Annotated in this window: 1 protein-coding gene; it reads left to right on the top strand. The window is 70.4% G+C overall.

All coding sequences use genetic code 11. The annotated features are described in order from the left end of the window. The coding region (locus ACZYRU_RS26925) for a hypothetical protein (RefSeq protein WP_488960179.1) at nt 1–184 on the top strand (184 nt) is incomplete at its 5' end. Between the last annotated feature and the right edge of the window lie 120 nt (nt 185–304).

The raw sequence follows: 304 nt of genomic DNA, 5'->3' as shown, positions 1-304 counted from the left end.
CAACGTGGCCATGGCGGCCCGGCTGGCCAACAGCGCCCACGGTGGCGAGAACCTCGACAGCGACGCCGACCGCGAGACGCTCGACGAGTACGCCGCCCTCACCAACGTGGACCCGGACGCGGTGGAGCTCAAGGGACTCGCCGGCGAGCACGTGGTCTGGGAGATCCTCCCGCCGGCGAGCTGATTCCTCGCTCCGCGATCAGACGGTGAGGATCACCGACGAGCCGTGGCCGAACAGGCCCTGGTTGGCGGTGATGCCGACCTTCGCTCACTCGACCTGACGGCCCTCGGCGCGTCCCTGGAG

The sequence above is a fragment of the Nocardioides sp. F233 genome (assembly GCF_057813895.1).
The sequence above is the reverse complement of the archived record's forward strand: the minus strand, read 5'-3'. Positions and strand labels throughout refer to the sequence as shown.